Raw genomic sequence first — 1,682 nt, 5'->3', positions numbered from 1 at the left:
GGGAGGCCCGCTGGCACGCACCGTCGTTGTCCCGGCAGTACCGGAAGGGGCGGCCGGCGCCGGCCCGCTGCGGCACGTCGCGCCCACAGTGGGCGCAGGGGCGGGTCTCGGCGGTGGTGTCCGGGGCGTCCATCGAGGCCGAAGTGTAGGCCCCGGCCCCAGCCGGCGCGCACCGGCCCGGTGGCGTCGTCGTCCGCCCGGCGACCCGGGGTCAGCCGGTCGCCACCGCCGCCCGGGACCGGTCGGTGGCGATCCGGACCGCCAGCGCGGCCAGCACGCTGCCCATCACGTACCGCTGCACCCGCAGCCAGCCGGGTCGGGTGGCGAGGAACCCGGCGATCGAGCCGGCGGCGAGGACGATCAGCGCGTTCACGGTCAACGCGACGGTGATCTGCACCCCGCCGAGGATCAGGCTCTGCACCGCCACCGGGCCGCCGTGCGGGTCGATGAACTGCGGCAGCAGCGACACGTACAGGATGGCGATTTTCGGGTTGAGCAGGTTGGTGACCAGGCCCATGGTGAACAGCCGGCGGGGCCGGTCCGGCGGCAGCGGGGTCGGCGCGAACACCGAGGCGCCGCCGGGGCGGATGGTCTGCCAGGCCAGCCAGAGCAGGTACCCGGCGCCGGCCAGCTTGACCACCAGGTACAGCGTCGGGACCAGCACGAAGACGGTGGCGATCCCCGCGACTGCGGCGAGCAGGTAGACGCCGAAGCCGGCGGCGACCCCGAGCAGCGACACCAGGCCGGCCCGGCGGCCCTGGGCCACCGAGCGGGAGACCAGGTAGACCATGTTCGGGCCGGGGGTCAGCACCATGCCCAGGGCGACCAGCCCGATCCCCACCACCGCCGCCGTGCTCACCATCTGACGCCCCCCGTCGCTCGGTCCGCCCCGAACGATACGCCGCCGGCCCGCCCCCCGCGTCCCCCTGTGGGGTTATAGCCAACGACAAGGTAACCCCAATGGGGGTACTGTCAGGGTCGCCGGTCCCGTCGCCCGAGGAGGCCACCGTGCCGAAGATCAACGTGTACCTGCCCGACGACCTGGCCGACGCCGTGCGCGACACCGCGCTGCCGGTCTCCGCGATCTGCCAGCGCGCCCTCGAACAGGCCGTCCGCCGGGTCACCGCGATCCGCCAGCTGACCCGGGCCGACCTGGCCGGCGACGACCTCGCCGAGCGGCTGCCCGCCTTCACCGCCCGCGCCCGCTCCGTGCTCGCCACCGCCGCCGGCGCCACCGACCCGCCGGGCGTCGACACCGCGCGCCTGCTCGCCGCCCTGCTCGACGACGGCCAGAACCTCGCCCTGCACGTCCTGCGCGCCATCGAGGTCGACCCCGCCCGGCTCCGCCGCGACCTGGCCGCCCACCCCCACGCCGAACCCGACTCCGACCCCACCGGCCGGCACGTCAGCGGCCCCGCCGCCACCGCCCTGCAGCTCACCCTCACCGAGGCGACCGCGCTCGGGCACAACTACGTCGGCTGCGAACACCTGCTGCTCGGCCTGGTCACCGAACCCGACGGCGTCGCCGGGCAGGTGCTGCGCGCCGCCGGCGCCGAACCCCGACTGACCCGCCGGGCCGTCTCCGCCGCCCTGGCCGGCTACGTCCACCTGCGCGCCCAGACGCCCGCCCCGGCCGACCCCGCCCCGGCCCTCACCGCCGCCCTCGACCGTCACCTGCGGCC

Annotated in this window: 2 protein-coding genes and 1 pseudogene; 1 reads left to right on the top strand and 2 read right to left on the bottom strand. The window is 76.2% G+C overall.

Annotated features, from left to right (window positions below):
* Both AWW66_RS34155 and AWW66_RS32100 read right to left on the bottom strand, forming a co-directional pair.
* A pseudogene (locus tag AWW66_RS34155) lies at positions 1-133 on the bottom strand (coiled-coil domain-containing protein); the annotation flags it as partial.
* Between the two features lie 78 nt (positions 134-211).
* A complete protein-coding gene (locus AWW66_RS32100; protein WP_067374576.1) occupies positions 212-862 on the bottom strand; it encodes a LysE family translocator in 651 nt (216 codons plus the stop codon).
* A gap of 98 nt (positions 863-960) precedes the next feature.
* On the opposite strand from AWW66_RS32100, the gene AWW66_RS36185 reads away from it, so the two are divergent.
* Positions 961-1,682 (top strand): Clp protease N-terminal domain-containing protein (locus AWW66_RS36185; RefSeq protein WP_067374571.1); only part of this gene is annotated, 722 nt, incomplete at its 3' end.

It is taken from the genome of Micromonospora rosaria (assembly GCF_001567585.1).
Taxonomy (GTDB): domain Bacteria; phylum Actinomycetota; class Actinomycetes; order Mycobacteriales; family Micromonosporaceae; genus Micromonospora; species Micromonospora rosaria.
The sequence above is the reverse complement of the archived record's forward strand: the minus strand, read 5'-3'. Positions and strand labels throughout refer to the sequence as shown.

Excerpts from the sequence above, each read along its gene's own strand:
- AWW66_RS32100 (WP_067374576.1), bottom strand. The coding sequence starts at position 862 with ATGGTGAGCACGGCGGCGGTGGTGGGGATCGGGCTGGTCGCCCTGGGC.